The sequence below is a fragment of the Flavobacterium endophyticum genome (assembly GCF_003634455.1).
Classification (GTDB): Bacteria; Bacteroidota; Bacteroidia; order Flavobacteriales; family Flavobacteriaceae; genus Flavobacterium; species Flavobacterium endophyticum.
In genome coordinates this window covers 849289-873358 of the sequence record NZ_RBLC01000001.1, presented here as the reverse complement: position 1 = coordinate 873358, position 24070 = coordinate 849289, and the positions used below count along the sequence as shown (strand labels likewise).

At 37.0% G+C, this 24070-nt stretch carries 21 protein-coding genes; 6 read left to right on the top strand and 15 right to left on the bottom strand.

The features are described 5' to 3' along the window. Positions 1-20 precede the first annotated feature (20 nt). The 5 genes from CLV94_RS04160 to CLV94_RS04140 form a co-directional block, all read right to left on the bottom strand. Positions 21-1307, bottom strand: coding sequence for a DUF1566 domain-containing protein (locus CLV94_RS04160; RefSeq protein ID WP_121375177.1), 1287 nt, complete (start codon positions 1305-1307; stop codon positions 21-23). Between the two features lie 47 nt (positions 1308-1354). Then, entirely contained in the window at positions 1355-2197 is an 843-nt protein-coding gene (locus CLV94_RS04155) for a hypothetical protein (protein ID WP_121375176.1), read from the bottom strand. 138 nt (positions 2198-2335) lie between these two features. After that, the gene (locus CLV94_RS04150) at positions 2336-4489 is read right to left on the bottom strand and encodes a polyribonucleotide nucleotidyltransferase (protein WP_121375175.1); all 2154 of its coding nucleotides are present in this window, start codon (positions 4487-4489) and stop codon (positions 2336-2338) included. A gap of 152 nt (positions 4490-4641) precedes the next feature. Further along, complete coding sequence (rpsO, locus tag CLV94_RS04145) at positions 4642-4911, bottom strand: 30S ribosomal protein S15 (protein WP_121375174.1); 270 nt, start codon at positions 4909-4911, stop codon at positions 4642-4644. Between the two features lie 192 nt (positions 4912-5103). Continuing rightward, positions 5104-5559 (bottom strand): GAF domain-containing protein, encoded by a 456-nt coding sequence (locus CLV94_RS04140; RefSeq protein ID WP_121375173.1) that lies wholly within the window; start codon positions 5557-5559, stop codon positions 5104-5106. Between the two features lie 74 nt (positions 5560-5633). Here CLV94_RS04140 and xrtF point away from each other — a divergent pair, with 74 nt between their 5' ends. The 6 genes from xrtF to CLV94_RS04110 all read left to right on the top strand — a co-directional run bounded on the left by xrtF (position 5634) and on the right by CLV94_RS04110 (position 11218). Continuing rightward, entirely contained in the window at positions 5634-6182 is a 549-nt protein-coding gene (gene xrtF, locus CLV94_RS04135; protein WP_121376224.1) for an exosortase family protein XrtF, read from the top strand. Beyond that, entirely contained in the window at positions 6166-6621 is a 456-nt protein-coding gene (locus tag CLV94_RS04130; RefSeq protein WP_121375172.1) for an exosortase F system-associated membrane protein, read from the top strand. Before xrtF ends, CLV94_RS04130 begins: the two co-directional genes overlap by 17 nt. Positions 6622-6674: 53 nt before the next feature. Further along, complete coding sequence (locus tag CLV94_RS04125) at positions 6675-7100, top strand: HYC_CC_PP family protein (protein WP_121375171.1); 426 nt, start codon at positions 6675-6677, stop codon at positions 7098-7100. Between the two features lie 64 nt (positions 7101-7164). Beyond that, a complete protein-coding gene (locus CLV94_RS04120) occupies positions 7165-9411 on the top strand; it encodes a TonB-dependent receptor (protein ID WP_121375170.1) in 2247 nt (748 codons plus the stop codon). Positions 9412-9450: 39 nt separating this feature from the next. Continuing rightward, positions 9451-9792 carry a heavy-metal-associated domain-containing protein gene (locus CLV94_RS04115; RefSeq protein WP_121375169.1) on the top strand — a complete coding sequence of 114 codons (342 nt, stop codon included), beginning with the start codon at positions 9451-9453 and terminating at the stop codon, positions 9790-9792. A gap of 85 nt (positions 9793-9877) precedes the next feature. Continuing rightward, positions 9878-11218, top strand: a complete 1341-nt coding sequence (locus tag CLV94_RS04110; protein WP_121375168.1) for a hypothetical protein — start codon at positions 9878-9880, stop codon at positions 11216-11218. Between the two features lie 57 nt (positions 11219-11275). On the opposite strand, the gene CLV94_RS04105 is transcribed toward CLV94_RS04110, so the two are convergent. The 10 genes from CLV94_RS04105 to CLV94_RS04060 all read right to left on the bottom strand — a co-directional run bounded on the left by CLV94_RS04105 (position 11276) and on the right by CLV94_RS04060 (position 24036). Further along, complete coding sequence (locus CLV94_RS04105) at positions 11276-13651, bottom strand: P-loop NTPase family protein (RefSeq protein WP_121375167.1); 2376 nt, start codon at positions 13649-13651, stop codon at positions 11276-11278. A gap of 120 nt (positions 13652-13771) precedes the next feature. Continuing rightward, on the bottom strand, positions 13772-15400 hold the full coding sequence (gene groL / locus CLV94_RS04100) for a chaperonin GroEL (protein ID WP_121375166.1): 1629 nt from the start codon (positions 15398-15400) through the stop codon (positions 13772-13774). 9 nt (positions 15401-15409) lie between these two features. After that, positions 15410-15697, bottom strand: a complete 288-nt coding sequence (locus tag CLV94_RS04095; protein ID WP_121375165.1) for a co-chaperone GroES — start codon at positions 15695-15697, stop codon at positions 15410-15412. Between the two features lie 139 nt (positions 15698-15836). Continuing rightward, complete coding sequence (gene secG, locus CLV94_RS04090; protein ID WP_121375164.1) at positions 15837-16205, bottom strand: preprotein translocase subunit SecG; 369 nt, start codon at positions 16203-16205, stop codon at positions 15837-15839. 3 nt (positions 16206-16208) lie between these two features. Continuing rightward, positions 16209-17138: a tetratricopeptide repeat protein gene (locus CLV94_RS04085; RefSeq protein WP_121375163.1), complete on the bottom strand. Its 930-nt coding sequence runs from the start codon at positions 17136-17138 to the stop codon at positions 16209-16211. A gap of 29 nt (positions 17139-17167) precedes the next feature. Beyond that, positions 17168-17671, bottom strand: a complete 504-nt coding sequence (locus CLV94_RS04080; protein WP_121375162.1) for an LptE family protein — start codon at positions 17669-17671, stop codon at positions 17168-17170. A gap of 27 nt (positions 17672-17698) precedes the next feature. Further along, positions 17699-18955 (bottom strand): sigma-54 interaction domain-containing protein, encoded by a 1257-nt coding sequence (locus CLV94_RS04075; protein ID WP_121375161.1) that lies wholly within the window; start codon positions 18953-18955, stop codon positions 17699-17701. A 32-nt stretch (positions 18956-18987) separates the two neighbouring features. Next, positions 18988-20436 carry a tRNA (N6-isopentenyl adenosine(37)-C2)-methylthiotransferase MiaB gene (miaB, locus tag CLV94_RS04070; protein WP_121375160.1) on the bottom strand — a complete coding sequence of 483 codons (1449 nt, stop codon included), beginning with the start codon at positions 20434-20436 and terminating at the stop codon, positions 18988-18990. A gap of 113 nt (positions 20437-20549) precedes the next feature. Further along, a complete protein-coding gene (locus CLV94_RS04065) occupies positions 20550-21842 on the bottom strand; it encodes an HlyD family secretion protein (RefSeq protein ID WP_121375159.1) in 1293 nt (430 codons plus the stop codon). 1 nt (position 21843) lies between these two features. After that, on the bottom strand, positions 21844-24036 hold the full coding sequence (locus CLV94_RS04060) for a peptidase domain-containing ABC transporter (protein WP_121375158.1): 2193 nt from the start codon (positions 24034-24036) through the stop codon (positions 21844-21846). Between the last annotated feature and the right edge of the window lie 34 nt (positions 24037-24070).

The window sequence follows — 24070 nt, the reverse complement described above, 5'->3', positions numbered from 1 at the left end:
GTACTTTAAATTAGTTGACTTTAAAAATATCTGACAGCTCTAGTATTTATAACAAATGACGGGATTTTTGCTACAGAAACTGAAGTGCCATTGCTAAAGTCAATTGCTTTTGCTGTAGTACCATCTATTTCTGTAGAACTCCAATATAATGAATTTGTATAATTGCCCAAGTTTTGCATATGTAGGTTTTGATATATTAATTGCAATTCATTTTCAGAAGGTAAAAACCAGTCTTTATAGCTGTTTAAGTTGTATTGTAAGGCTTTCTTGGCGGCAACGGTACCATTGTTCAAAGCATTGCAAATTGCAGGCACTGCATAATAGTTCGTCAAATCATCATGATAATTGGCTATTACAGCAGAATTAAACAGCCCGCTTCCAATTTCAGGCTTGCTGATGCTTTGGGTTTGCGAACCAGAGCATCCCCATTCAAATGGACCTAAATCAATTAAGGAAGTTTCGATATACCGCCAGCCTTCGCTATAGCTTCCTTTATCGTAAAAAACAATTCCTCCTGCTGGACCTGTTTCGCCAACATGGTATTCTGTTAAGGTTTGGCAAGATTTTCTTAAAATAATATCTTTTTGGCCGTTCAGTATTCGCATTTCGGTTTCGGTGACTTCTACTTCTCTGTCAATACTCAAGTCTTGCGCCATTTGTGAAGTTCCTCCGAGATGAATATTCATGTGAAGTTTGTCATCGACAAATAAAAACACCCATGTCCCAACATAACTTGTTCCGTCAAATCGAAAAGTTAGAGAACCATCGCCATTTGCTTCGAAAAAGCCGCTCGTATATTTATTGTCTTCTCCATCGGTGTATTGGATTTTCCAAACGCATGGAGAATTATCGCCGAATAAACCGCTACAATAGCTTATGATGTCTTCTTTGGAACAGCTATCGATTGCCAGTTTCAGTTCCTGATTGTTGTTTATCCTAAAGATCGTACCATCTGCCAAAGTCGTGCTGATGGGATAGCTAATACTGATAGAATGATCGCTAGGCAATTGCCCTAAAAATGCGCTGAATTGGTTGTCGCCGATCAGGTTATGGATGCCGATTTGGTGCAAATCTGAGTCATAAACCAAAACGTTTATTGGGTAGATAAAATCAAGGCAGACTACATGCTCTGTAGGATTGTTTCCTTCGGAAGTTACGCCTTCAATAAGCTTGAACAGTTCGGAATCTTTAGTGATTACGTTTCTTACCACGTTAACCGATTCATTGTCATCCCAATCATTGCCACAGCCATTTATTCCAAGAAGAATAAAGAAAAGGCCGAATAAAATAAGTTTGTTTTTTTTCATAGCTAATTTTTTTGAAGAAAATAATAATTTACATAATCATAGATTGTTTAATTATAGAAATAAGTGGTTTCGTATGTGGATGTGACATTCGGAGAATTCTGATTGACGTAAGTATGTTTTTCAGACATCTTATAATTGAATCCGTTAAAAATGGTCTCGTAGGTGTTCTCAGAATTATTAATTTCCTGCGGATAAAAATTACCTTCGCGCCCTAATTTTTGAAGATCGTTCGCAATCAAGATACTATTGTTTAGTTCGGTAGGGGTCCTTAAGAGATTGCTCGGTTTCGGATTTGGGAAGTAATTGAATGTAATTGATGTAGTGCCGTCAGAGATTGAAATCGGCTTGTCACCTTGAAATGTAATAATCCTTTCTTTATTGGTAAGGATATCTAATTCTTTATAAATTATTCCATTGCTGTTTTTGTAATACTTCCTGTAATTGGAGGTCTGGTTATTGATGTCATTATGCATGACGGAAGTAATCGTGTTATCCGGATTATAGACATATGTAAAACTGATTGCATTGTTAGCAGGTGATGTGTGGCGGGAAATTAATTTGCCTTGAGTGTCATAGCCTTCGATTTGACTTACATCGCTAGAGCCGTCAGTAGTGTAGCTTGTGTACTTTTTTATATTTCCTTCTGTAGAAATGACACGTCTTGTGTACCATTGATTCTGAGCATCAAAAGTAGTGTCGGCAAATGCCTTATTGTCTGAATAATATACTATTCTTTTGCTATAATGCCCAGCCGTATTCGAAGAAATGATTACCGCTTTTTTAAGAGTCATTAAGTTTCCGTTTTCTGGAGAATCGTTGCTCTCATCATTGGAACAAGAAATTAAGCTGATGCTTATTCCCAAAACAAAATAAATCGCAAGCTTTTTCATAATTAATCTTTTAAGGTTTTCTATAAAAAAGACTTAGAAAGATGAAAAGGTTGCGTAAAAAATCATAAAAACTTAAAAGCCCCATTTCAAATTAATGAAACGGGGCTTCAGTTGAATTAACCTTTATATAAAAATTAATTATTTTTTCTCCTCTCTTGGAGGTTTTGATTCTTCTCTTGGAGGTCTAGGAAGCAATGCTTTTCTTGAAACTTTTTCTTTTCTTGTTTTTGGATCAACGCCCAAGTATTTCACTTGGAAAACATCGCCCATTTTTACAACATCAGAAACATTTTCAGTTCTTTCCCAAGCCAACTCTGATACGTGAAGCAATACTTCGTTTCCTGGAGCAGCAGTATATTCTACAACAGCACCAAAGTCAAGCATTTTAATAACTTTTACTTCGTAAGCTTCTCCCATTTGTGGTTTGAAGATGATAGAATCGATTTTTGCCAATACAGCTGCGATTCCATCAGGATCTGTTCCAAGGATTTCAACAACACCTTGTTCGTCCACTTCATTGATAACGATTGTCGTTCCAGTAGCTTTTTGTAATTCTTGGATTACTTTTCCGCCAGGTCCGATCAATGCACCAATGAAAGCACCAGGGATTGTACGCATGATGATTTTAGGAGCGTGAACTTTAACATCCGCTCTTGGGCGATCTAAAGTTTCCATCAATTTTCCTAAGATATGCAGACGTCCTTCACGAGCTTGAGCCAAAGCTTGCTCCATGATTTCATATTTCAATCCGTCAATTTTGATGTCCATTTGACAAGCTGTAATTCCTTCAGAAGTTCCAGTTACCTTGAAATCCATATCTCCCAAGTGATCTTCGTCACCTAAGATATCAGATAAAACAGCAAAACGATCTCCATCAGTAATCAATCCCATCGCAATTCCAGAAACTGGACGAATCATTTGAATACCGGCATCCATCAAAGATAATGTTCCAGCACAAACGGTAGCCATTGAAGAAGATCCGTTAGATTCTAAAACTTCAGAAACCACACGGATTGTATAAGGACAATCAGCAGGAATCATATTTTTCAAGGCTCTTTGCGCCAAGTTTCCGTGACCCACTTCTCTTCTTGAAGTTCCTCTTAAAGGACGAGCTTCTCCTGTTGAAAATGGAGGGAAGTTATAGTGCAAGTAGAATTTTTCTTCTCCTTGTTCTGATGGCGAATCAATTTGGTTTGCTTCTCTAGAAGTTCCTAAAGTTGCAGTTGCCAAAGCTTGAGTTTCTCCACGCGTAAACAATGCAGAACCGTGAACTGATGGCAGATAATCTACTTCGCTCCAGATAGGTCTGATTTCTGTAGTTTTTCTTCCGTCAAGACGAGTTCCTAAATCTAAAGTCACATTACGGACAGCTTCTTTGTTAGTTTTGTAGAAATATTTAGAAACTAAATCTCCATTTTCTAACAATTCTTCTTCTGTAAATAATGCTTTTACTTCTTCTTTTACGGCATCAAATGCATCAGAACGTTCGTGTTTTGCCGAACCTTTGCTTGCAATTGCGTAAATTTTATCATAAGCCGCTTCTTTTACTTTTGCGTAAATAGCGTCGTCAGATTTTTCTTTTTCGTATTCACGAATTTCTTTTTTTCCAAAAGCCGCTGCTAATCTTTCTTGAGCATCGATTTGTACTTTGATATGTTCGTGAGCAAATTTAATGGCTTCCACCATTTCTTTTTCTGAAATTTCTTTCATTTCACCTTCTACCATTGCGATAGAATCTCTTGAAGCTCCAATCATCATGTCAATATCAGACAATTCTAATTGTGCGCGTGATGGGTTGATGATGAATTTTCCATCAATTCTTCCAACTCTTGCTTCAGAAATTAAAGTTTCAAAAGGAATGTCAGACAAAGCAAGCGCAGCCGAAGCGGCCAAACCTGCTAATGCATCAGGCATAACGTCTTCGTCATGAGACATTAATTGAATCATAACTTGAACCTCTGCATGGTAATCGCTTGGGAAAAGTGGACGTAAAACACGGTCAACTAATCTCATTGTTAATACTTCGCTATCACTTGGACGAGCTTCTCTTTTGAAGAAACCGCCAGGAAAACGACCTGCTGCAGCAAATTTTTCACGATAATCTACCGTTAATGGTAAAAAATCGATACCTGGACTTGCTTTTCTTGCGGAAACAACTGTACCTAAAATAACAGTTTTTCCAATTCTTACTACTACAGAACCGTCAGCTTGTTTTGCCAAACGCCCTGTCTCGATTGTGATGCTTCTTCCATCACCTAAATCGATGCTTTCTACAAATAATTGTGGAATCATAAATTAATTCTCTAATTGATTAAACAATGGGTTTTAGTTGTGTTGTAGTTGTTGTTGTGTGTAGTTGTCTAAAACCCAATGAAAAACCAAACTTTTCTTGCAATATGTGTAAAAACAAAAAGAGGCGCGTGAGCACCTCTTTTCTATTGAAATTATTTTCTAATATTCAATTCTTTGATAATCTCACGATATCTGTTGATATCTTTCTTTTTAAGATAATCAAGCAAGCTTCTTCTTTTACCTACTAGTAGGACAAGCGAACGCTCTGTATTGTAATCGTGACGATTTTTTTTCAAATGCTCTGTCAAGTGGCTGATTCTGAATGTGAACAACGCGATTTGACCTTCTGCTGAACCTGTATTTTCAGCTTTTCCTCCGTGTTTAGCGAAGATTTCTGCTTTAACTTCATTAGTTAAGTACATGCTAATATTATTTAAATGATTATTATGTATGAATAAGTTTTTCTTATTCGTGTGCAAAGGTAATATTTATTTTTAGAAAAAATAATTTTCAGATTGAAAGATTAAAAAAAATAAAATCTTCTATACAATTCTAGACTAATGGCTTAGTCAATAGAATCTTTCAAGCCTTTGCTTTCAGGGATTTTTAGATAACTAAAATAATTTAGCTATTTCTGCATTTACAAATTCCAAAAATCGTTCGTCCATTTCTGTAAACGGATCTAGGACATTAGAATCGATATCTATTTGTCCGATGTTTTTTCCTTCAACGAAAAGCGGAATCACGATTTCAGATTTTACAGTAAAGCTGCAGGCTATGTAGTTGTCTTGGGCTTTTACGTCTGGAACGACGAAATTTTGATTAGAAACAGCAACCTGTCCGCAGATTCCTTTTCCGAACGGAATGACAGTATGGTCTGTCGGTTCTCCAGCATAAGGTCCTAAAATCAGTTCTTCTTTTTCTCCATTCCTAAAATAAAACCCAACCCAGTCGTAGTAGTCAATATTATCTTTCAAGAGGTGGCAAATTTGCATCAGTTTGTCATCTCTCAAAATGTCTTTATGGTGAATTATATCTTGAACCTTAGGTTTTAATTCTTCGAAAGTCATAATTTAATTATTTATATACAAAGGTATTTAATTGCGTAAAGCTAAAATTGTATAGTTTTGTTAAAAATATTTTTTTGAAAAGCTACTTCGTCCAATATCGGCCTTTTTTTATTTTCCTGCTGAAGTTCTTCGTGACTTATGGAGTGCTGACTTTTTTTTACCAATTGTACTTAAATAGTTTTGATGCCGCACGTTTTGAAACAGACGGTTTTACAAAGTTTGTAGCAACTCAGACCAATGATGCTCTTTTGCTTTTCGGGCAAGATGCTTATACGCTGCCACATCCATCGCAACCTTCTGTTAAGCTTTTCTTGAATGAAAAATTTATTGCAAGGGTCGTAGAAGGTTGTAATGCGATGAGCGTCATGATTCTTTTTGTGGCTTTTGTTATTGCTTTTAAAGGAAAATGGAAACATACTGTCTTATTTGTCTTGGCAGGAATTTTAATTATTCACGTATTAAATATTCTTAGAATCGCGCTTCTGGCAATTGCTTTGTATCATTATCCGAAATATGAACATGTTTTACACGGTGTCATTTTTCCGCTCTTCATTTATGGAGTCGTATTTGGCTTGTGGGTTTTGTGGGTCCAAAAATTTTCATTGCATGCAAGAGCTTCTTAATTATAAAAAAGAAATCGGATTTTCGATCTTGTTGGTTTTTTTGCTGGCTTTGGTTAGAAGCTTTGAAGAGTTGTTTTATGATCCATTTTTGGAATATTTCAAAAGCGATTACATGAAATTGGCTTTTCCAGAGTACGATTCCCTAAAGTTGTTTTTCAGCCTTTTTTTAAGGTATGCATTAAATAGCCTGATTTCGCTTGCCATTATTCAAGTACTGTTTAAAGATTTTACACTGACAAAATTTGCAGGAATCTTATATCTTATCTTTTTCCTAATTTTGATACTTGTCTTTTTTTCAATTCTTAATTTTTCTGATGAGGACAACAATCTGATGCTTTTTTATGTGAGAAGATTTTTAATCCAGCCACTTTTCTTATTACTCTTCGTGCCGGCGTTTTATTATCAAGATAAGATTTCGAAAAAAAATAACAATTCTTAAATAGTTTTGTGTCCGCAATTTTAATAGTTTTGCATCAGATAATTTCATAATCAATGAATTTAAGAAAGAGCACCAGTTTGATTTTAGCATTTTTCCTGTTGGTTTCCAACATGGGATTGGCTTTCAACGTGCATTTCTGCGGAGGCGAAGTGTCTTCGATTTCAACAAACTATAAAATTTCAGAAGCCTGTGCGATTCCTAAAAAAGCAAGTGCGCAGAAAAAATGCTGTGCTGCAAAAGCGGAAGAAGGCAAAAAATGCTGTTCTGATAAAAAAGTAGACCTTAAGAAAAAATCAGAAGAAGTTGTCGTAAAAACATTTTCTTTCCATGTTGCGCTTCCTTTTATTGTTCAAGACTGGAAACCTGTAGTGTTTGAAAATCCGTTACAATCTACAAAACAAGACACTATTGAATACTACTGCGATGCCAATGCGCCGCCACTATTCAAGCTGTATTCCCAATATATTTTCTACGCGTGATTTGATAGGTAATGACCGAGCCATTTGCATGGCAAATTTTCATTTACACTATTAAATCTTTTTTATGCAAAAGCAATTCATTCTGCTGTTGTGTTTCATGGCTTCCACAGTTTCTTTCTCACAAGAGTTAAAAGGAAAAATAACCGAAGCTGCTACAGAACAGCCCATTATAGGAGCCAATATACAATGGCTCGACACCCAAATAGGCACAACCTCAGACGAAAATGGAAACTTTTCCATTTCGTATAAGCCTGAATTTACAAAATTAGTCATCAGCTATGTCGGATTTACGACAGATACGATTTCGGTAAATTCTTCGAATTTCATCAATCATGCTCTTTCTCAGAACAATGATTTGGAGGTAGTTACGATTAACAAAGAACGAAAAAGTCTTCAAAAATCCTATATGAAGACGGCAAATGTCACGACCATGTCCAGTAAGGAATTGCTAAAGGCAGCTTGCTGTAATTTGGCAGAAAGCTTCGAGACAAATCCTTCTATCGATGTGAATTTTTCTGATGCTCTAACAGGAACAAAACAGATCAAGATGCTGGGCTTGACCAGTCCTTATTTGATGATTACCGAAGAAAATATCCCTTCAGTTAGAGGCGCTTCTCAAGCGTATGGACTTTCTTTCACGCCTGGAACTTGGGTCGAAAGCATCCAGATTACAAAAGGGGCAGGTTCTGTCGTGAACGGTTTCGAAAGCATTTCAGGGCAGATCAATACTGAGCTCATCAAGCCTGTTAACGATATTCCGTTCTTTTTAAATGCTTATGGTTCGACCGACAGTCGTTTTGAGCTAAATACCCATTTCAATAAAAAAGTTTCCGACAAATGGAGCACGAGCTTGTTTTTGCATGGAAATGCCAGAGTCGCAAAAAACGACATGAACGATGATGGTTTCTTGGACAATCCGCTGGCGAAACAAATTAACGTCTTGAATCGCTGGCAATATACCGATATGGAAAAAGGCTGGGTCAGCTTTTTGAATTTTAGGTATATGAACGATGCCAAACAGACTGGCGAGATGGATTTCGATAAAGACCGTGACAAACTGACTACCAATTATTGGGGTTCAGAAATTAAGACCGAACGTTATGATGTTTCGGCAAAGCTCGGTTATGTTTTTCCAGATATGCCATACCAAAGTATCGGCCTTCAGGCAGCTTTTAACGGTCACGATCAAGAATCATATTTTGGATTGAATCAGTATGATATCAACCAAAAAAGCTTTTATTCCAACCTGATTTTTAATTCGATTATCAACAATACGCTGAATAAATTTGCAGCTGGTTTGAATTTTACTTACGACAAATACGATGAGTTTGTTGGCGTTCCGAATATTTCGAGAGATTTCAACAGGATTGATAATTCTGTCGGAGCCTTTTTTGAATACACGTATGACAATACCACAAATTTCAGTCTGGTAGCAGGAGCAAGAGTAGACAATCATAATCGATTAGGTACTTTTATCACACCAAGACTTCACGCTAGATATAATCCTTGGGAAAAAGCTGTTTTGAGAGCTTCTGTCGGAAGAGGAAAACGTTCGGCTAATATTTTTGCCGAAAACCAGCAGCTTTTTGCCAGTTCTAGAGTTTTCGATATTCTCAATACAAATGGTAAAATCTATGGTTTGGATGCAGAAATCGCTTGGAATTACGGGCTGAGCTTTATGCAAGGTTTTACGCTTTTCAACAGGCCTGCCGATGTAACTCTTGATTTTTACAGAACCGACTTCCAAAATCAAGCAGTTGTCGATTTGTATACTAGCCCACAACAGGCTTTGTTTTATAATCTCGACGGCAAATCGTATGCAAACAGTCTACAGATTGATTTCAACTATGAATTGGCGACACATTTCAATCTTAGGACAGCGTATAAGTTCTATGAAATCGAAACTGATTATCTAAGCGGCAGCGAACAAAGGCCGCTTCAGGCAAAGCATCGTTTTTTTGCTAATTTAGAGTATGCGACTCACATTGGAGAAAAAGGAAAACAATGGAAATTTGATTTTACCTACAACTGGCTTGGAAAACAGCAATTGCCTAACACAGCTTCTAATCCGGCGGCCGATAGGCTTCCTGATTATTCGCCAGCATTTTCTTTAATGAACGCGCAAATCACGAGAACTTTTTCTTCTACATTTGAAGTATATGTCGGAGGCGAGAACATCGGAAATTATAGACAAGACAAAGCAATTTTGGGAAGCGATAATCCGTTTGGACCCAATTTTGATACTTCTATAATTTATGCACCGGTTTTCGGACAGATGTATTATGCAGGATTACGATTTAAAATAAAATAATCACAAAAAACGATTTCAATAATATTAAAATAGAGAAATATGAAAAAAATACTGATAGTGCTTTTTATTTCCTTATTAGGATTTACATCCCAGGCACAAGAAAAAAAGAGCAAAAATGCTAAACACACAGTCGAAGTACAAGGCAATTGTGAGATGTGTAAAAAACGAATCGAGAAAGCTGCTTTTTCGGTTTCAGGTGTCAAATCGGCTACTTGGAGCCCAGATGATAAACAATTGCATTTGATTTTAAATGAAGAGAAAACATCCGATTTAGAAGTCCAAAAAGCCATTGCAAAAGTTGGGCATGATACTGAAAAAGTAAAAGCAACAGATGAAGATTACAAAAAGCTTCATACCTGCTGCGCGTATGATAGGAACTAAAGGTTAGAATGCCCTAAATTTTAGGGCATTTTTTCTGTTAGAAATACATAACAATGAATTACAATCTGTTTAATAAATAATTAGAATGAAAGCATTAAAATATGCAGTAGCCTTTTGCGGGCTATCCGCTCTCTTTTTATCGCTTGAAGCCAAAGCACAAGAACAACAGCCAGCACCAGAAAAAACAAAACATGAGTTTTGGCATGACAAAAAATTATATTTGAATGAAGACGGTTCTAATTATTTAAAATTTGCGCTTCTTTCTCAAGTGTGGATCAGAAATCAAGAGTACAATCCCGGAACTACAATTTTTGATTCTCCAAAATCAAGCGGAACGGATATCGGCATCCGAAGATTCAGAATCCAGATGTATGGGCAAGTAGCGGATCGTGTTTTTATTTATGGACAAATCGGACAGAATAACTTCAATAATGTTTCTGACAGAAAGCAAGGATTTTTTATCCACGATGCGCTAGGAGAATATGAAATCGATAAAGGCAGATTGTCTTTAGGAGCTGGATTGTCTTCTTGGACAGGGTTGTCGCGGTTTTCAGCTTCTTCTGTAGGTTCCATTATGGGGATTGATATACCGTTGTTTTTGGAATCGACAAACGACGTGACAGATCAATTCGTAAGAAAGCTTTCGTTTTATGCCAAAGGTAAGTTAGGGAAATTGGACTATCGTGTTGCGTTTGCACAGCCATTAGCCATACAGAAAAGTTCTAGTTATGTTGCGGCAATAAGCGAAAGGTCAAATTTTTCTCCAAAACCGCCACAGATGCAATACAATGGTTATTTCCAATACCAGTTTAAGGATCAAGAATCTAATCTGACGCCTTATGCTACTGGAAGTTATCTAGGCAAAAAGAAGGTGCTGAATATTGGAGCTGGAATTGTGTACCAACAAGATGCGATGTGGCATAAGAATATTGCAAATGATACTATCCACACCGATATGCTTCACTTGGCGGCTGATGTTTTTTATGATGCTCCAATAGGTTCAAGAGGCGAGGCGATTAGTTTCTACGGAAATTTCACGCACTATGATTTTGGTCCAAATTATATCCGAAATGCAGCTCCTATGAATCCAGCGAACGGAAGCAATGATTCTAGTATTTTGAATGGAAGCGGCAACGGCTTCCCAGCTTATGGAACTGGAAATGTCCTATATGCTCAATTGGGCTATAAACTCAAAGATAATTTAATCGGGACTACGACTTTGATGCCGTATGTTGCTATCCAGCATGCTCATTATGAAAGGCTAAATAAGGATATGAGTTTTTATGATATTGGAGTGAACTGGCTGTTGAATGGTCAGACTTCAAAGTTTACTGTGTCCTACCAAAACCGACCGATATACACTACTTCAGGCAATCTGATCGATCATAAAGGAGCATTTATTGCTCAATATCAAGTTTCTATTTAACCTAGTTGGTTGGTTTTATAGCTGAAAATCCGGAACGCAAGCTCCGGATTTTCTTTTTTATTCTAAATCAATTGTCCTGATTTCTGAAATTAATTTTCCATCGGCCGAAAACCCTTCAATAAGAAGCCTTGCCTTCTTTTGTCCGTATGTCGGAAATTTGAATGTAAAATTATTCGTTTCATTGGTAATGGTATTCGGAATCCAATCCATTAATCCGAAATTGCGGAATCCCGCACTTTCTGTGGATGTATATGAAATGTTTTTAAAAGCTTCATTTTTAGAGAATCCTTGCTTGACAATATAAGGTACCGCTTTGCTTTTTGAAGGCTCAGTGCTATCCATGATGTTTTTTCTGTATATTTTTATCACACCCATATTGCCTTTCATTGAAGGAACAATAGCATGCGGATTAAGATATATTTCATCGATTTCTGACATTCTTAGTCCTAATAGCATATCATTTGATAATAATTGTACGTCATCAACATATATTAATGCTGAAAGTTTTTGCGCACGAAAGGAGTTTCTTGTTCTAGACAGAATTTGAATAGTGCTAGCCATAACATCGTTCACAAGCTCAAAACCATGTATCTGGATAAATTGCAAGAGATCCATCTGATTGTTTTTTTCTGTGAATTGGAATCCGATCAAGTGGCTATTTGCAAGCGAGGAGCCTCGTTTTAACTTCTTTTTGACGGTTTTGTTTATTTCCACATCATCTAACGTAATCGAGCCGATAGCAAATTCTGGCATTTCTATTGCAACTGATTCTGATTTTACTGGGCAAAATTTGTTTTTGATTTGCAGTGTTTTGTTAAAAGCTCTTCTTCCATTTACTAACTGAGGATAAACTTTAAAGGCCGTTGACCTGTTTTTTTCATCTATCAAATTGAAGTTTATGAATGCTGACTCCTCTAAGACTAGATTATTGAAATAAAATTCGTTTTTCTCGTTGATAGTAGTAGACTCATTAATTCCGTATTGCAACGCAAGCATATTGACCTTGAAATTTTTAGGATTACTTAAAGTTTGATTTACCGTTCCCTTGAGAGTCAATCCAAAATCAAAATCAAATTCTGTTTTCGGTGCCGAATTTTTGATATCCTGCCATTTGTATTTGCTTGATTCTTGCGTTAGAAGCAATATGTCTAGTTCGTAAGCTTTTTTTGGCGTGATTTCGTTAAAATAATATTTAGAATAAGCAGACTTCTCATTAAAATAAGGGTTTAACAAAAAGTCGCCATAGATATCATTTTCTTCATCAATGGCAAGCGATTCTTGAGGAAGTACAGAAATGCTGATGTTTGTATTTATAAAATTAAATCTGCTTTTGATTACTGCGGTATCTTTTTCCTTTTTGATGCTCTCAAAATCTAACTTAAGATTTTCTTTCGGATATTTGAACACCAGTCTTTCTGCAATCTGATTGTTTTCTGAATCAATTATTCTGATTGTATTGACGCCAGGAAAAAGGATGTCGTTCGTAAATGCAATAGTCTGCTCTAGATTTTTATTCTTGAAGTCCACATCAAAAATAGCCGATTTGTCATCTTGATGCACGACCATGAGTACGGGTTTTCCGATATAGTTTTCAATGCTGGCTGCATTAGTCCTGATTTTTATGATGGTCTTGTCTTTAAGAGCATAACTATTGGCATCTAAGGAGATTCCTTTAGTACTTGCTGCAGGAATGATTCCTTCAACTTTTTTGTCGTCTATAACGAATCGCACTTTGTATGTTTTTAGATCAGGTACCAGTTCAAATTTTCCTAAGCCAAATTTATTAAGACTTATTTTTTGTAGAATTTGGCCAGTTGGGCTTACTAATTCACCTTCAGAGATTGATAAAATATTGCCATTACAGTCTCTAACTTTGATGCCGATATTGTTTTTTATACCTTCTATTATGCTACTGCCTTCGGGATAAAAGGTGATATTTACCTGAGAATAATCGGCTATGTCTCTACTATAGGAAGAATCATTTTTATTAATGATATTGATCTTATAGATTGAGGATTCATCTTCTTTGAAATTTTTCATCCAGTTTGTGAAGACATGCACATAATATTTTCCAGACGGCAGCTCGTCATCCAGTTCGAAATTCCCAATGAAACTTCCGTTTTTGGAATAAAAAAGCTTGTCTTCGATTTTGTCTCCCTTTTCATTATAAAGAGAGGCATTTACATTTGTTGTAGTAAAAAAAGGAGCGCTTTTTTTTCGATGATACACATAGCCTTTAAGCCAGATTTTTTCTCCTGTAAAAAAAGTAGTTTTGCTAAAGTGGAGGTGAATATTTTCTCGCTCTAGAAAGAAATAATCTTCAATTTTTTTTGAAATAGAATCTTTTTGAGGACTAGTTTCCTGTGAATAAGAAATAGATATGGCTAATGAAAAAAACAATACTATATAGAGGCGAAGTAATGTGTGCTGCATAATAAGTAATATAATTTATTGCAATATATGTATAAAATCGTACATTTTGTTAATTATATAAAAATAAAAAAGGACGTTCAATTGAACGTCCTCTAAAATAAAATTTTATGAAAATGAATCTTACATCATTCCTGGCATACCGCCGCCCATAGGGCTTCCACCTGCATTTTCTTCTTTGATTTCTACCAAAGCACATTCTGTAGTCAAGATCATTCCCGCCACAGAAGCTGCATTTTCTAAAGCAACACGAGTTACTTTTTTAGGGTCGATGATTCCGGCTTTTAGCATGTCAACATATTCATCTGTTTTAGCATTATAGCCAAAATCTCCAGAACCTTCGGCAACTTTAGCCACCACAACAGAACCTTCAAGACCTGCATTTTCTACAATTGTTCTTAATGGAGATTCTACTGCACGAGAAACGATTTGGATTCCAGTAGCTTCGTCTGCATTGTCTGCTTTAATGTCTTTCAATACGTTTTTAGCTCTCAAAAGAGCAACGCCACCACCGGCAACGATTCCTTCTTCAACAGCAGCACGAGTCGCATGCAAAGCATCGTCAACTCTGTCTTTTTTCTCTTTCATCTCTACTTCTGAAGCGGCTCCAACATAAAGAACAGCAACACCGCCAGCTAATTTAGCCAAACGCTCTTGCAATTTTTCTCTGTCATAGTCAGAAGTTGTAGTTTCCATCTGACTTTTTATCTGATTTACTCTGTTTTTTAATAATTCTGTGTCGCTTTCACCGCTTACAATAGTTGTATTGTCTTTATTGATGTTTACTTTTTTTGCAGTTCCAAGCATTTCAAGCGTTGCATTTTCTAAAGTGTATCCTTGCTCTTCAGCGATTACAGTTCCTCCTGTCAAGATTGCAATATCTTCTAGCATTGCTTTTCTTCTGTCTCCAAAACCTGGAGCTTTCACGGCAGCAATTTTCAAAGCACCTCTTAATTTGTTTACTACCAAAGTGGATAAAGCTTCTCCATCAACGTCTTCAGCAATAATCAATAATGGTTTTCCTGATTGCGCTACTGGTTCCAAAATTGGAAGCAGTTCTTTCAATGAAGAAACTTTTTTATCGTATAATAAGATATAAGGATTTTCTAATTCCGCTTCCATTTTCTCAGAATTGGTAACGAAATAAGGGGAAAGGTAGCCTCTGTCAAATTGCATTCCACGAACTACATCTACAGTTGTTTCTGTTCCTTTGGCTTCTTCAACAGTTATAACTCCTGATGTGCCAACTTTGTCAAATGCTTTAGCAATTAAATCTCCAATTGTTTCATCATTATTTGCTGAAATTGAGGCAATTTGTTTTATTTTCTCAGTATTTGCACCTACTTCTGTAGCCTGTTTAGCTAAATCAGCTACAATTGCTACAACTGCTTTGTCAATACCTCTTTTCAGGTCCATCGGATTCGCTCCAGCGGCAACGTTTTTCAAGCCTTCTTTTACGATAGCTTGGGCTAAAACAGTTGCAGTCGTAGTTCCGTCACCAGCCAAGTCGTTGGTTTTTGAAGCGACTTCTTTTACCATTTGTGCGCCCATATTTTCCAATGTATCTTGAAGCTCAATTTCTTTAGCTACAGAAACACCATCTTTTGTAACTGTTGGTCCGCCGAAAGATTTTCCAATAATTACGTTACGACCCTTAGGTCCTAAAGTTACTTTTACTGCATTAGCTAATGCATCAACACCACGTTTTAAACCGTCACGTGCTTCAATATCAAATTTTATCTCTTTTGCCATAAGTTTAAGTTATTGTAGTATTCCGAAAATTTCATTTTCTTTCATAATTAAATAGTCTTTGCCTTCCCATTTTAACTCTGTTCCGGCAAATTTTCCAAATATTACAGTATCGCCTACATTTACTGTAGGAGTTTCATCTTTGATATCATCACCAACTGCAACAACTATCCCTTTTTGAGGTTTTTCTTTTGCTGTATCAGGAATAATGATTCCTGCAGCTGTTCTTGTTTCAGCAGGAGCTGGCTCAATAATAATTCTATTTTGAGTTCCGCCAATAGGTTTAATGTTAAAAGCCATATTAGTTAAATTTGATTAATGTTTATTATGATTTGCTTCAAATAGACAGAAATTATGCCAATTAATAAAATGTCAGTTTATATAAAAAAAAATGCCAACACGTCAGATGTTGGCATTTTGAATCTATTTTCAAAAGAAATTATTTTGCTGTGTCTTGTGCTGCAGGCTGTGCTGTTGTAGCTGCAGGAGCTTCAGTCGCAGGCGTTTTTGCTGCAGGAGCTGTTTTTGGAGCTGGAGCAGCATTTTGGTCGATTGTTTTTAATGAACTGTCACCAAAAGTTCCTGTAAAACTTAAGCTTGACAATAAAATCAAAACGATTAGCAAAGTTGCCAACGTCCAAGTACTTTTATCTAGGAAATCTGTAGTTTTTTGAACTCCGCCCATTTGTCCGCCACCACCTAGTGTAGATGACAAACCGCCACCCTTAGGGTTTTGTACCATAATAACTACGATTAGTAGAAAGCAAACGATTGTGATTAAAACCAAAAAAATTGTAAATGTGCTCATTGTTTAATTATTGTTATTTTGTTGTAATGTCTTAATATCCAAAATTCGGTCTGCAAAGAAATGACTTTTTTCTGGATATTTCAAAATTAATATTTCATAAGCTTGAATTGCTTTCTGATATTTTTTCTGTTCGAGATAAACCTTGGCCAAAGTTTCGGTCATCAGATAGGAATTATCTTGTGAATTTCGCTCCGAAACCAATGAAATAGGAGAGGTGTTCTTGACAGGAGAAATTTTCGGATTTGCCTCAATAAATTTGTCGATAATTTCTAATTTCTTCTTTTTCTCTTGATCGATTTCTGAAATTTCTTCTGGTTTTTCTGTAGCAGCAGTTATTTCTTCTCTTTCAATAGGCTTGAAACTTGACAGCTGGAGCCACTCTTGGAAAGAATGTTTTTCTTCCTTTGAAAAATCTAGCGGTTTTCCTATTTCTAGTTTTTCTTCGATTGTTTCTGCTGGAATTTCTATTTCCGTTTTTAATTCTTCTTGCTGGGTTTCAAGGATATTTTCTTCTTCGCGTTGCGGCTGAGAGGCAGCGGCTTCGCGAATTGAGGCAAGCATCGATTGTTCTAGCGGGTCGATTTTTGCGATCGGTTCTTCTATTTCAATTTCTGGACGAAGAATCTCAATTTCATTCACCTTGATTTCATTAATGCGAGCTTCTTTTTCTTCAAAAAAGGCTTTATTGATAGCCATGAAATTTTCAGAAGTGATAAATTCGAATAAGACACTTCTGTCTGTCGTATGGGCAGCAGTGACTTTTAGCTCTCCGTTGTATTTAAAACTGTCCTGGTTGTACAATCCTTTTAGGCGTAATGCCCGAGCGCTTTGGAAATAGGGAAATTCTTCCACTATTTTTTCCAAAGCAAATACCTGCCGTTCACTGACAGCATTTGGATTGCTCAACAAAGATGTAAATTCCGTTAGGTTCAATTTTTAAATGTTTTAGAAACGGTTTTTGCTTACCATTTTGCTAAAGACGCATTGAATATGTCTTGCGTAATTCTTTCAAAAATCACATCCAAGGCGGTTGTCAGCTGCGATCCAACTAGCTGGTTGGTTCCTGGGTAATCATAGAAGAAAGAAAATCGTTTTTCAAAATCGTCTTCTTCTTTGTTTTTATTGGTGAAACGCACCATTACAGAAATTGTTAATCTGTTTTGGGCCGCTTTTTGGTCTGCTGTTGCAGTCATCGGCGAAACTCTATAATCTACAATTTCACCTTCATAGACTAAATCTCCGCCTGAATTTGTCAAACTGAGGTTGGTCTGATTTTGAATAAGATTTTGTAACGCTTGCGTAAAAGTACGTTCTATTCCAGGTTCGATAAGCTCTGCATTATTCTGGAAATAATTTACTTGAAAGGTTTTGGCGTCAATTTTTCCAGTCCCTGTAAAATTATATACCGAACAGCTATTGAAGGCAAAAAACAAGACCGGAAGAATTATATATTTAATGTATTTCATAATTTATTTTGTCAAATATAGCAGTTTTTACAAATCGAACTGTTTGATTTTTCTGTATAACGTTCTTTCTGAAATCCCAAGTTCGTCAGCCGCTGCCTTTCTTTTTCCTTTGTTTTTTTCTAAAGATTTTTTGATAAGCTCGATTTCTTTTTCTTCGAGTTTTAAGATTTCTTCTTCTTCGACGGTTTCTGCAAATGTAAAGTTGTCGTCGTTTTCTTCAAAATGTTCTTCAACTTTAGGCTTGGTAATCAGCGCTACATTAGGCTGTTCTTCAAAAGAAATTTCGCTGTCAGACGGATTGCTTCCGTAAATTTTCTGAATCAGATTCTTATTGTTTTCCTGAACTTTAGCATTTCCGTTCTGCATTAATTCTAAGGTCAGCTTTTTTAAATCATTGAGGTCGCTTTTCATGTCAAAAAGCACCTTGTACAGAATTTCTCTTTCGTTGCTGAAATCGCTTTCGCTTTTTTTGTCTTTTATCACTGAGGGAAGCTGGCTTCCTTCGGCCGGAAGATACGATTGCAAGGTTGCGGCAGAAATATCTCTATTGGTTTCCAAAACCGAAATCTGTTCTGCCACGTTTCGAAGCTGTCGGATGTTTCCGCTCCAGCGGAATTGCAACAAGAAATGAACCGCATTGTCGTCTAGCTTGATCGGAGGCATTTTGTATTTATGGGCAAAATCAGAAGCGAACTTTCTGAATAGCAAGTGGATGTCGTCTTTTCTTTCTCTTAATGGAGGAAGCGTGATATCGACAGTACTCAGCCTATAATAAAGATCTTCTCTGAATTTTCCTTTTTCAATAGCATCGAACATGTTGACGTTGGTTGCAGCTACAATTCGAACATCCGTTTTTTGGACTTGAGAAGAACCTACTTTTATGAATTCGCCGTTTTCTAGCACACGAAGCAGTCGTACTTGTGTTGTTAAAGGCAATTCTCCGACTTCATCCAAAAAGATGGTACCGCCGTCGGCTACTTCAAAATAACCTTCACGGGTAGATGTCGCTCCCGTAAATGCGCCTTTTTCGTGCCCGAATAGTTCACTGTCAATGGTTCCTTCTGGAATGGCGCCGCAGTTTACGGCAATATATTTTCCATGCTTTCTGTGTGAAAGCGAGTGGATTATTTTTGGGATGCTTTCTTTTCCGACACCGCTTTCTCCTGCAACTAAAACAGAAATGTCTGTCGGTGCAACTTGAATTGCTTTTTCTATCGCACGATTGAGTTTCGGATCATTTCCGATGATTTCAAATCGTTGTTTTATGGCTTGAACTGATTCCATTTAAATTATTTTAAATGATGAATTTTATATTTTTAATTCATGTCGCTATATCCCACGGCTTCACCAATCAAGGTGCCGCTCGTACAGCTGTTGATTTTTACATTTACGAAATCACCGATTTTATAGTTCTCTCTTGGAAAAACTACGGTAATGCTTTGTGAATTTCTTCCTGAAAATTGCTCTTCAGATTTTTTAGATGTTTTTTCGATTAAAACTTCCACTGTTTTTCCAACAAATTCTTGAGTCCTGAAAGCACTGTGTTTTCTTTGAAGATCAACGATTTCCTGAAGCCTTCTCATTTTTGTTTCTTCGGGTACATCATCTTCCATTTTTCTTCCTGCGAGTGTCCCTGGACGTTCCGAATACGCATACATATATCCGAAACTATATTGTACATATTCCATCAGGCTTAACGTATCTTGATGGTCTTGTTCGGTTTCTGTAGGAAATCCAGAAATCATGTCTTGGGTTATGCTACAGCCTGGTATTGTTTTTCTGATAGTGTCAATCAATCTGAAATATTCTTCTCTGGTGTGAAGACGGTTCATCGCGGCCAAAATCCTGTCGCTTCCTGATTGTACCGGCAAATGGATATGCTTGCAAATATTTGGATACTTGGCAATTATATGCAAAGCACTTTCGTGCATGTCTTGCGGGTTCGATGTTGAAAAACGGATTCGCATTTTTGGAAAACCTGACGCCACCATTTCTAATAGCTGGGCAAAATCTACGGCTGTTGCTTTTTGGAATTCGCTGGCTTTTTCAAAATCTTTTTTCAGCCCTCCGCCATACCACAAATAACTATCAACATTTTGTCCTAAAAGCGTAATTTCCTTAAAGCCTTTATTTGACAAATCGGTGATTTCTTCCATAATACTTTGTGGTTCACGGCTTCTTTCGCGGCCGCGTGTAAAAGGAACTACGCAGAAAGTACACATGTTGTCGCACCCGCGTGTTATGGAAACAAACGCCGTAACACCATTACTTTGAAGACGGACAGGGGAAATATCCCCATAGGTTTCGTCTTTAGAAAGGATAACGTTGATGGCATCATTTCCAGCCTCTACTTCTTGCAATAGGTTTGGCAAATCTTTGTAGGCATCTGGACCAACAACCAAATCCACGATTTTTTCTTCTTCAAGGAACTGGCTTTTTAGGCGTTCTGCCATACAGCCCAACACGCCTACTTTCATCTTTGGATTGACGGTGCGTTTTACGGCATTGTATTTTTCGAGTCTTTTGCGTACGGTTTGTTCGGCTTTATCTCGGATAGAGCAAGTGTTTACCAAAACCAAATCGGCTTCTTCTAAAATCTGGGTAGTATTAAAGCCATTTTCTGAAAGAATGGAAGCGACAATTTCACTATCTGAGAAATTCATTGCACAGCCATAACTTTCGATAAAAAGTTTTTTTGTGTTTTCCGTTTTATGTTCTAAAACAAGACTTTCGCCCTGTTTGCTTTCTTCTATTATCTTTTCCATAGTCTCCCAAAGAGGAATTTAATCAGTTTGCAAAGATACAATTATTTGAAGCAATATGACAAGATGTCAGACTTAGATTTAACAATGTTTTTGGAATCTTTTCTTGCTATTTGTCAGGATCTTTTAAATATGTCTCTGAATTGATAGAGTAACCTTTCAATCAGCCTCAAATCTTGAGTTACAATGTCGGCAGTTCCGCTCATTTCTTGCTGGAAAGCAATTTTTTTCTGATAGGAAGTTTCCAGCTTGTTAGGCAAGGAAACATCGATAAGCAAGTTGCCGTCTTTGTCAGGAGTTAGTGAAATGGATTGAATTTTTCCTCTGATGACTCCAAATTCTCTATCGGGATAATTTGCCAAGCGGATATTTACGTTTTGCCCGACTTTGATTTTTCCTGAATTTTGAGCTTTGGCTTTGATTTTTCCGATATAATTGTCAACTTCTTTTGGAATGATCGAGAAAACATTATCGCCCGTCGTGATGGTTTGGTTTTCGGTCCATATTTGCATGAAAGAAACTTCGCCTGCGATTGAAGATCGGAGTACATACGCCAATTCCCAGTCGGCAATTGCTTTTTTCAGCTGGTTGTAGGATTGTATGGCATTTCGGAAAAGGCTCACATCGTCTTTAGTCTCGTTGATTTTTGTCGACTTGCTGCTTTTGTTTAGGTCGTTTAAAGAAGACTTCATCTGTGAAATGGAAGAGCTTAGGCTTCTTAATTCTTTTTCGGTTTGAAGATAATTCAAGCTTTTGGTTTCCCATTCTTGAGTAGAAATGATGCCTTTTTCGTGTAGTTTTTTATAACGCTCAAGTTCTTTTTTCTTGAGCTGTATTTCGGTTTCGCTTATTTGCTTCTGTTGCTGTAATAAGTTCAATCGTTCCTTTATTTCGATTACTTCATAGCTTTGCGCAGCACCTTCCACTTTATAAGGCTGCAAGTCGCGATTAAGGCTGTAAGCAATGAAATCTTTTTCAAATAGGGCGAAAGGGCCTTCGACTTCTCCTAATTGCATGGTAGGAAGCGCTTCAAAAGGAAATTTGATGAAGTTTTTGTCGATTTTTAAAGTGTCGATTATACTTTTGAGCTTGAAAACGTCTTGATATCTTGCCGAATTTTCAATAACGGCCAATGCTGTATTTTCAGAAACATTTTCTCTATTCTTGACAAAAATCTTTTCGATCCTTCCTGAGCTTTTGGTAATTAGTTTTTGCGGCGGAATTTGTGTAGTTATTGTGATTTCTGTCGTAACGATATCTGGATATTTTATAATCCATGACATGAGAAATAGGGACAAAAGCACAGTTAATACGACTACATTTCCCCATCGGATCATCCAATGCGGCACTTTCGTCAAAATATCTTGAACTTCTTCGCTTCTTAGCTCTATGTGTTTGTTGTCTGGCATATTATTTTCCGAGTTGCAGTTGGTTCTTGACAAGCTGATAATAGCTTCCTTTTAGTTTTACTAATGCTTCGTGATTGCCTTGCTCGATAATTTTTCCGTTATCGAGTACTACGATTTGGTCGGCGTTCATGACAGTGCTCAAGCGGTGTGCGATAACAACGACAGTCTTGTTTTTAAAGAAAACGTCCAATTTTTCCATGATTTCCTTTTCGTTATTGGCGTCAAGAGCTGACGTAGCTTCGTCAAAAAATAGCATTTCAGGATTTTTATAGACAGCTCTTGCTATCAAAAGACGCTGTTTTTGTCCGGTGCTCATTCCGATGCCTTCCATTCCGATTTTTGTATTGTATCCCAAAGGTAATCCGGAAATATATTCTTTGATGTTTGCCACATCAGCGGCATAGACAAGGCGGTCTTTGTCAATAATGTCTGCTCCAATGGCGATATTATTTGCAATGGTATCGTTGAAAATATAGCCTTCTTGCATGACAGCTCCGATATTCGCTCTCCATGTTTTCTGGGCAATATTTTTAAGCAAGGTGTTTCCGATAGAAATTTCTCCTTTATTGCTTTCGTAAAATTTCAACAGCAATTTCATAAGTGTTGTTTTGCCACTTCCGCTGGTGCCGACAATTGCCGTTACTTTATTTGCGGGAATGATAAGATTGAGATCTTCAAGGACCAGTACATCCGAACCGACATACCTGAAACTTATGTCTTTTATTACGATGTCCGAATCTAGAGGGAAATCGTGTGTCTGATTTTCTTCCTGCTGGCTTTCGTCTTCTTTCTCATGAATTTCAGACAGTCGAGATAGCGATATTTTAGCGTCTTGCACTTCGCGAATAAACCCAATCAGTTGCGTTATAGGGCCATCTAGGCTTCCGACGATACTCGTAATTGCCATCATCATACCTAGTGTCAGTTCGCCGTCGATTACTAGCTTGGCTGACAAGAAAATAATGAAAATATTTTTAAGTTGGTTGATAGTCGACGATCCAATATTTTGGGTCTGCTCGAGTACCAATCCTTTCATGGAAACTTTGAAAAGACGAGCCTGAATATACTCCCAGCCCCAACGTTTTTGTTTTTCGGCATTGTGAAGCTTGATCTCCTGCATGCCATTGATAAGCTCGATGACTTTGCTTTGTTCTTGGCTTACTTCGGAAAAGCGTTTGTAATCTAAGGCTTCTCTTCGTTTAAGAAATAAGATGATCCAAAGGAAATAAAGCAAGCTTCCTGCAAAAAAGACAAGAAATATTTTCAGGTTATAATAGGCTAGGACGCCTCCCATGATAATCATATTGATCATAGAAAACAGCACGTCTAGCGAAGAAGTCGTAAGTATCCTCTCAATTCTGTGATGATCGTTGATGCGTTGCATGATATCTCCTGTCATTCGCACATCAAAAAAGGAAATAGGGAGATTCATAAGCTTGATAAAGAAATCCGAAATCAGCGAAATATTGATTCTCACTGAAAGATGGAGCAATATCCAGCTTCTGATAAGTTCGAGAGCAGTTTTCCCTACAAATAGAAATAATTGGGCAAAAAGAATTAAGTATACGAAATGAATATTCTGATTCTGTATCCCAATATCTACAATACTTTGCGTAAGAAAAGGAAAAATCAGTTGCAGCAAGCTGCTCGCTAAAAGCCCGATACTTAGCTGAATGATAAAAGATTTGTACCGCAGTATGTATCTGGTAAGCAATCCAAAACCAAAAACATTCTTGGTGTCTTTCTCAAATTCGTTCTGGTAGAATTTTGGCGTCGTGTCAAAAAGAAGGGCAATGCCTTCTTCTGTGGCTTCGGTCGCATTGTTTCCGATCCATAATTTTAAGAATTCTTCTTTGCCGTATTGAAGTAGCCCAAAAGCAGGATCTGACACGTAATAAGTTCCTCTTTTGATTTTATAGAGTACGATATAATGGTTGTTGTTCCAATGCAGAATGCAAGGAAGCGGCGCTTCTTCCAGTTTTTCTAAGCTGAGTTTTACGCCTAATGTCCGGAATCCAATTTTTTCGGCTGCTTCGCTCAACGATAGCAGATTGCTTCCTTCGCGCGTGGTTTCGCTAAGGCTTCGTAGCTTTTGTATGTTGATGTTTTTGCCATGGTATTTGGCAATAATTTTTAAGCAGGTCGGGCCGCAGTCTTTTTGGTCTGCTTGTTTAAAAAATGGAAATTTCTGCATTAATTTTCAGAATATTAGTCAAATATATTTCTTA

Coding starts and splice junctions, on each gene's coding strand:
- CLV94_RS04160 (WP_121375177.1), bottom strand. CDS start 1,307: ATGAAAAAAAACAAACTTATTTTATTCGGCCTTTTCTTTATTCTTCTT.
- CLV94_RS04155 (WP_121375176.1), bottom strand. CDS start 2,197: ATGAAAAAGCTTGCGATTTATTTTGTTTTGGGAATAAGCATCAGCTTA.
- CLV94_RS04150 (WP_121375175.1), bottom strand. CDS start 4,489: ATGATTCCACAATTATTTGTAGAAAGCATCGATTTAGGTGATGGAAGA.
- rpsO (WP_121375174.1), bottom strand. CDS start 4,911: ATGTACTTAACTAATGAAGTTAAAGCAGAAATCTTCGCTAAACACGGA.
- CLV94_RS04140 (WP_121375173.1), bottom strand. CDS start 5,559: ATGACTTTCGAAGAATTAAAACCTAAGGTTCAAGATATAATTCACCAT.
- CLV94_RS04130 (WP_121375172.1), top strand. CDS start 6,166: ATGCAAGAGCTTCTTAATTATAAAAAAGAAATCGGATTTTCGATCTTG.
- CLV94_RS04125 (WP_121375171.1), top strand. CDS start 6,675: ATGAATTTAAGAAAGAGCACCAGTTTGATTTTAGCATTTTTCCTGTTG.
- CLV94_RS04120 (WP_121375170.1), top strand. CDS start 7,165: ATGCAAAAGCAATTCATTCTGCTGTTGTGTTTCATGGCTTCCACAGTT.
- CLV94_RS04115 (WP_121375169.1), top strand. CDS start 9,451: ATGAAAAAAATACTGATAGTGCTTTTTATTTCCTTATTAGGATTTACA.
- CLV94_RS04110 (WP_121375168.1), top strand. CDS start 9,878: ATGAAAGCATTAAAATATGCAGTAGCCTTTTGCGGGCTATCCGCTCTC.
- CLV94_RS04105 (WP_121375167.1), bottom strand. CDS start 13,651: ATGCAGCACACATTACTTCGCCTCTATATAGTATTGTTTTTTTCATTA.
- groL (WP_121375166.1), bottom strand. CDS start 15,400: ATGGCAAAAGAGATAAAATTTGATATTGAAGCACGTGACGGTTTAAAA.
- CLV94_RS04095 (WP_121375165.1), bottom strand. CDS start 15,697: ATGGCTTTTAACATTAAACCTATTGGCGGAACTCAAAATAGAATTATT.
- secG (WP_121375164.1), bottom strand. CDS start 16,205: ATGAGCACATTTACAATTTTTTTGGTTTTAATCACAATCGTTTGCTTT.
- CLV94_RS04080 (WP_121375162.1), bottom strand. CDS start 17,671: ATGAAATACATTAAATATATAATTCTTCCGGTCTTGTTTTTTGCCTTC.
- CLV94_RS04075 (WP_121375161.1), bottom strand. CDS start 18,955: ATGGAATCAGTTCAAGCCATAAAACAACGATTTGAAATCATCGGAAAT.
- miaB (WP_121375160.1), bottom strand. CDS start 20,436: ATGGAAAAGATAATAGAAGAAAGCAAACAGGGCGAAAGTCTTGTTTTA.
- CLV94_RS04065 (WP_121375159.1), bottom strand. CDS start 21,842: ATGCCAGACAACAAACACATAGAGCTAAGAAGCGAAGAAGTTCAAGAT.
- CLV94_RS04060 (WP_121375158.1), bottom strand. CDS start 24,036: ATGCAGAAATTTCCATTTTTTAAACAAGCAGACCAAAAAGACTGCGGC.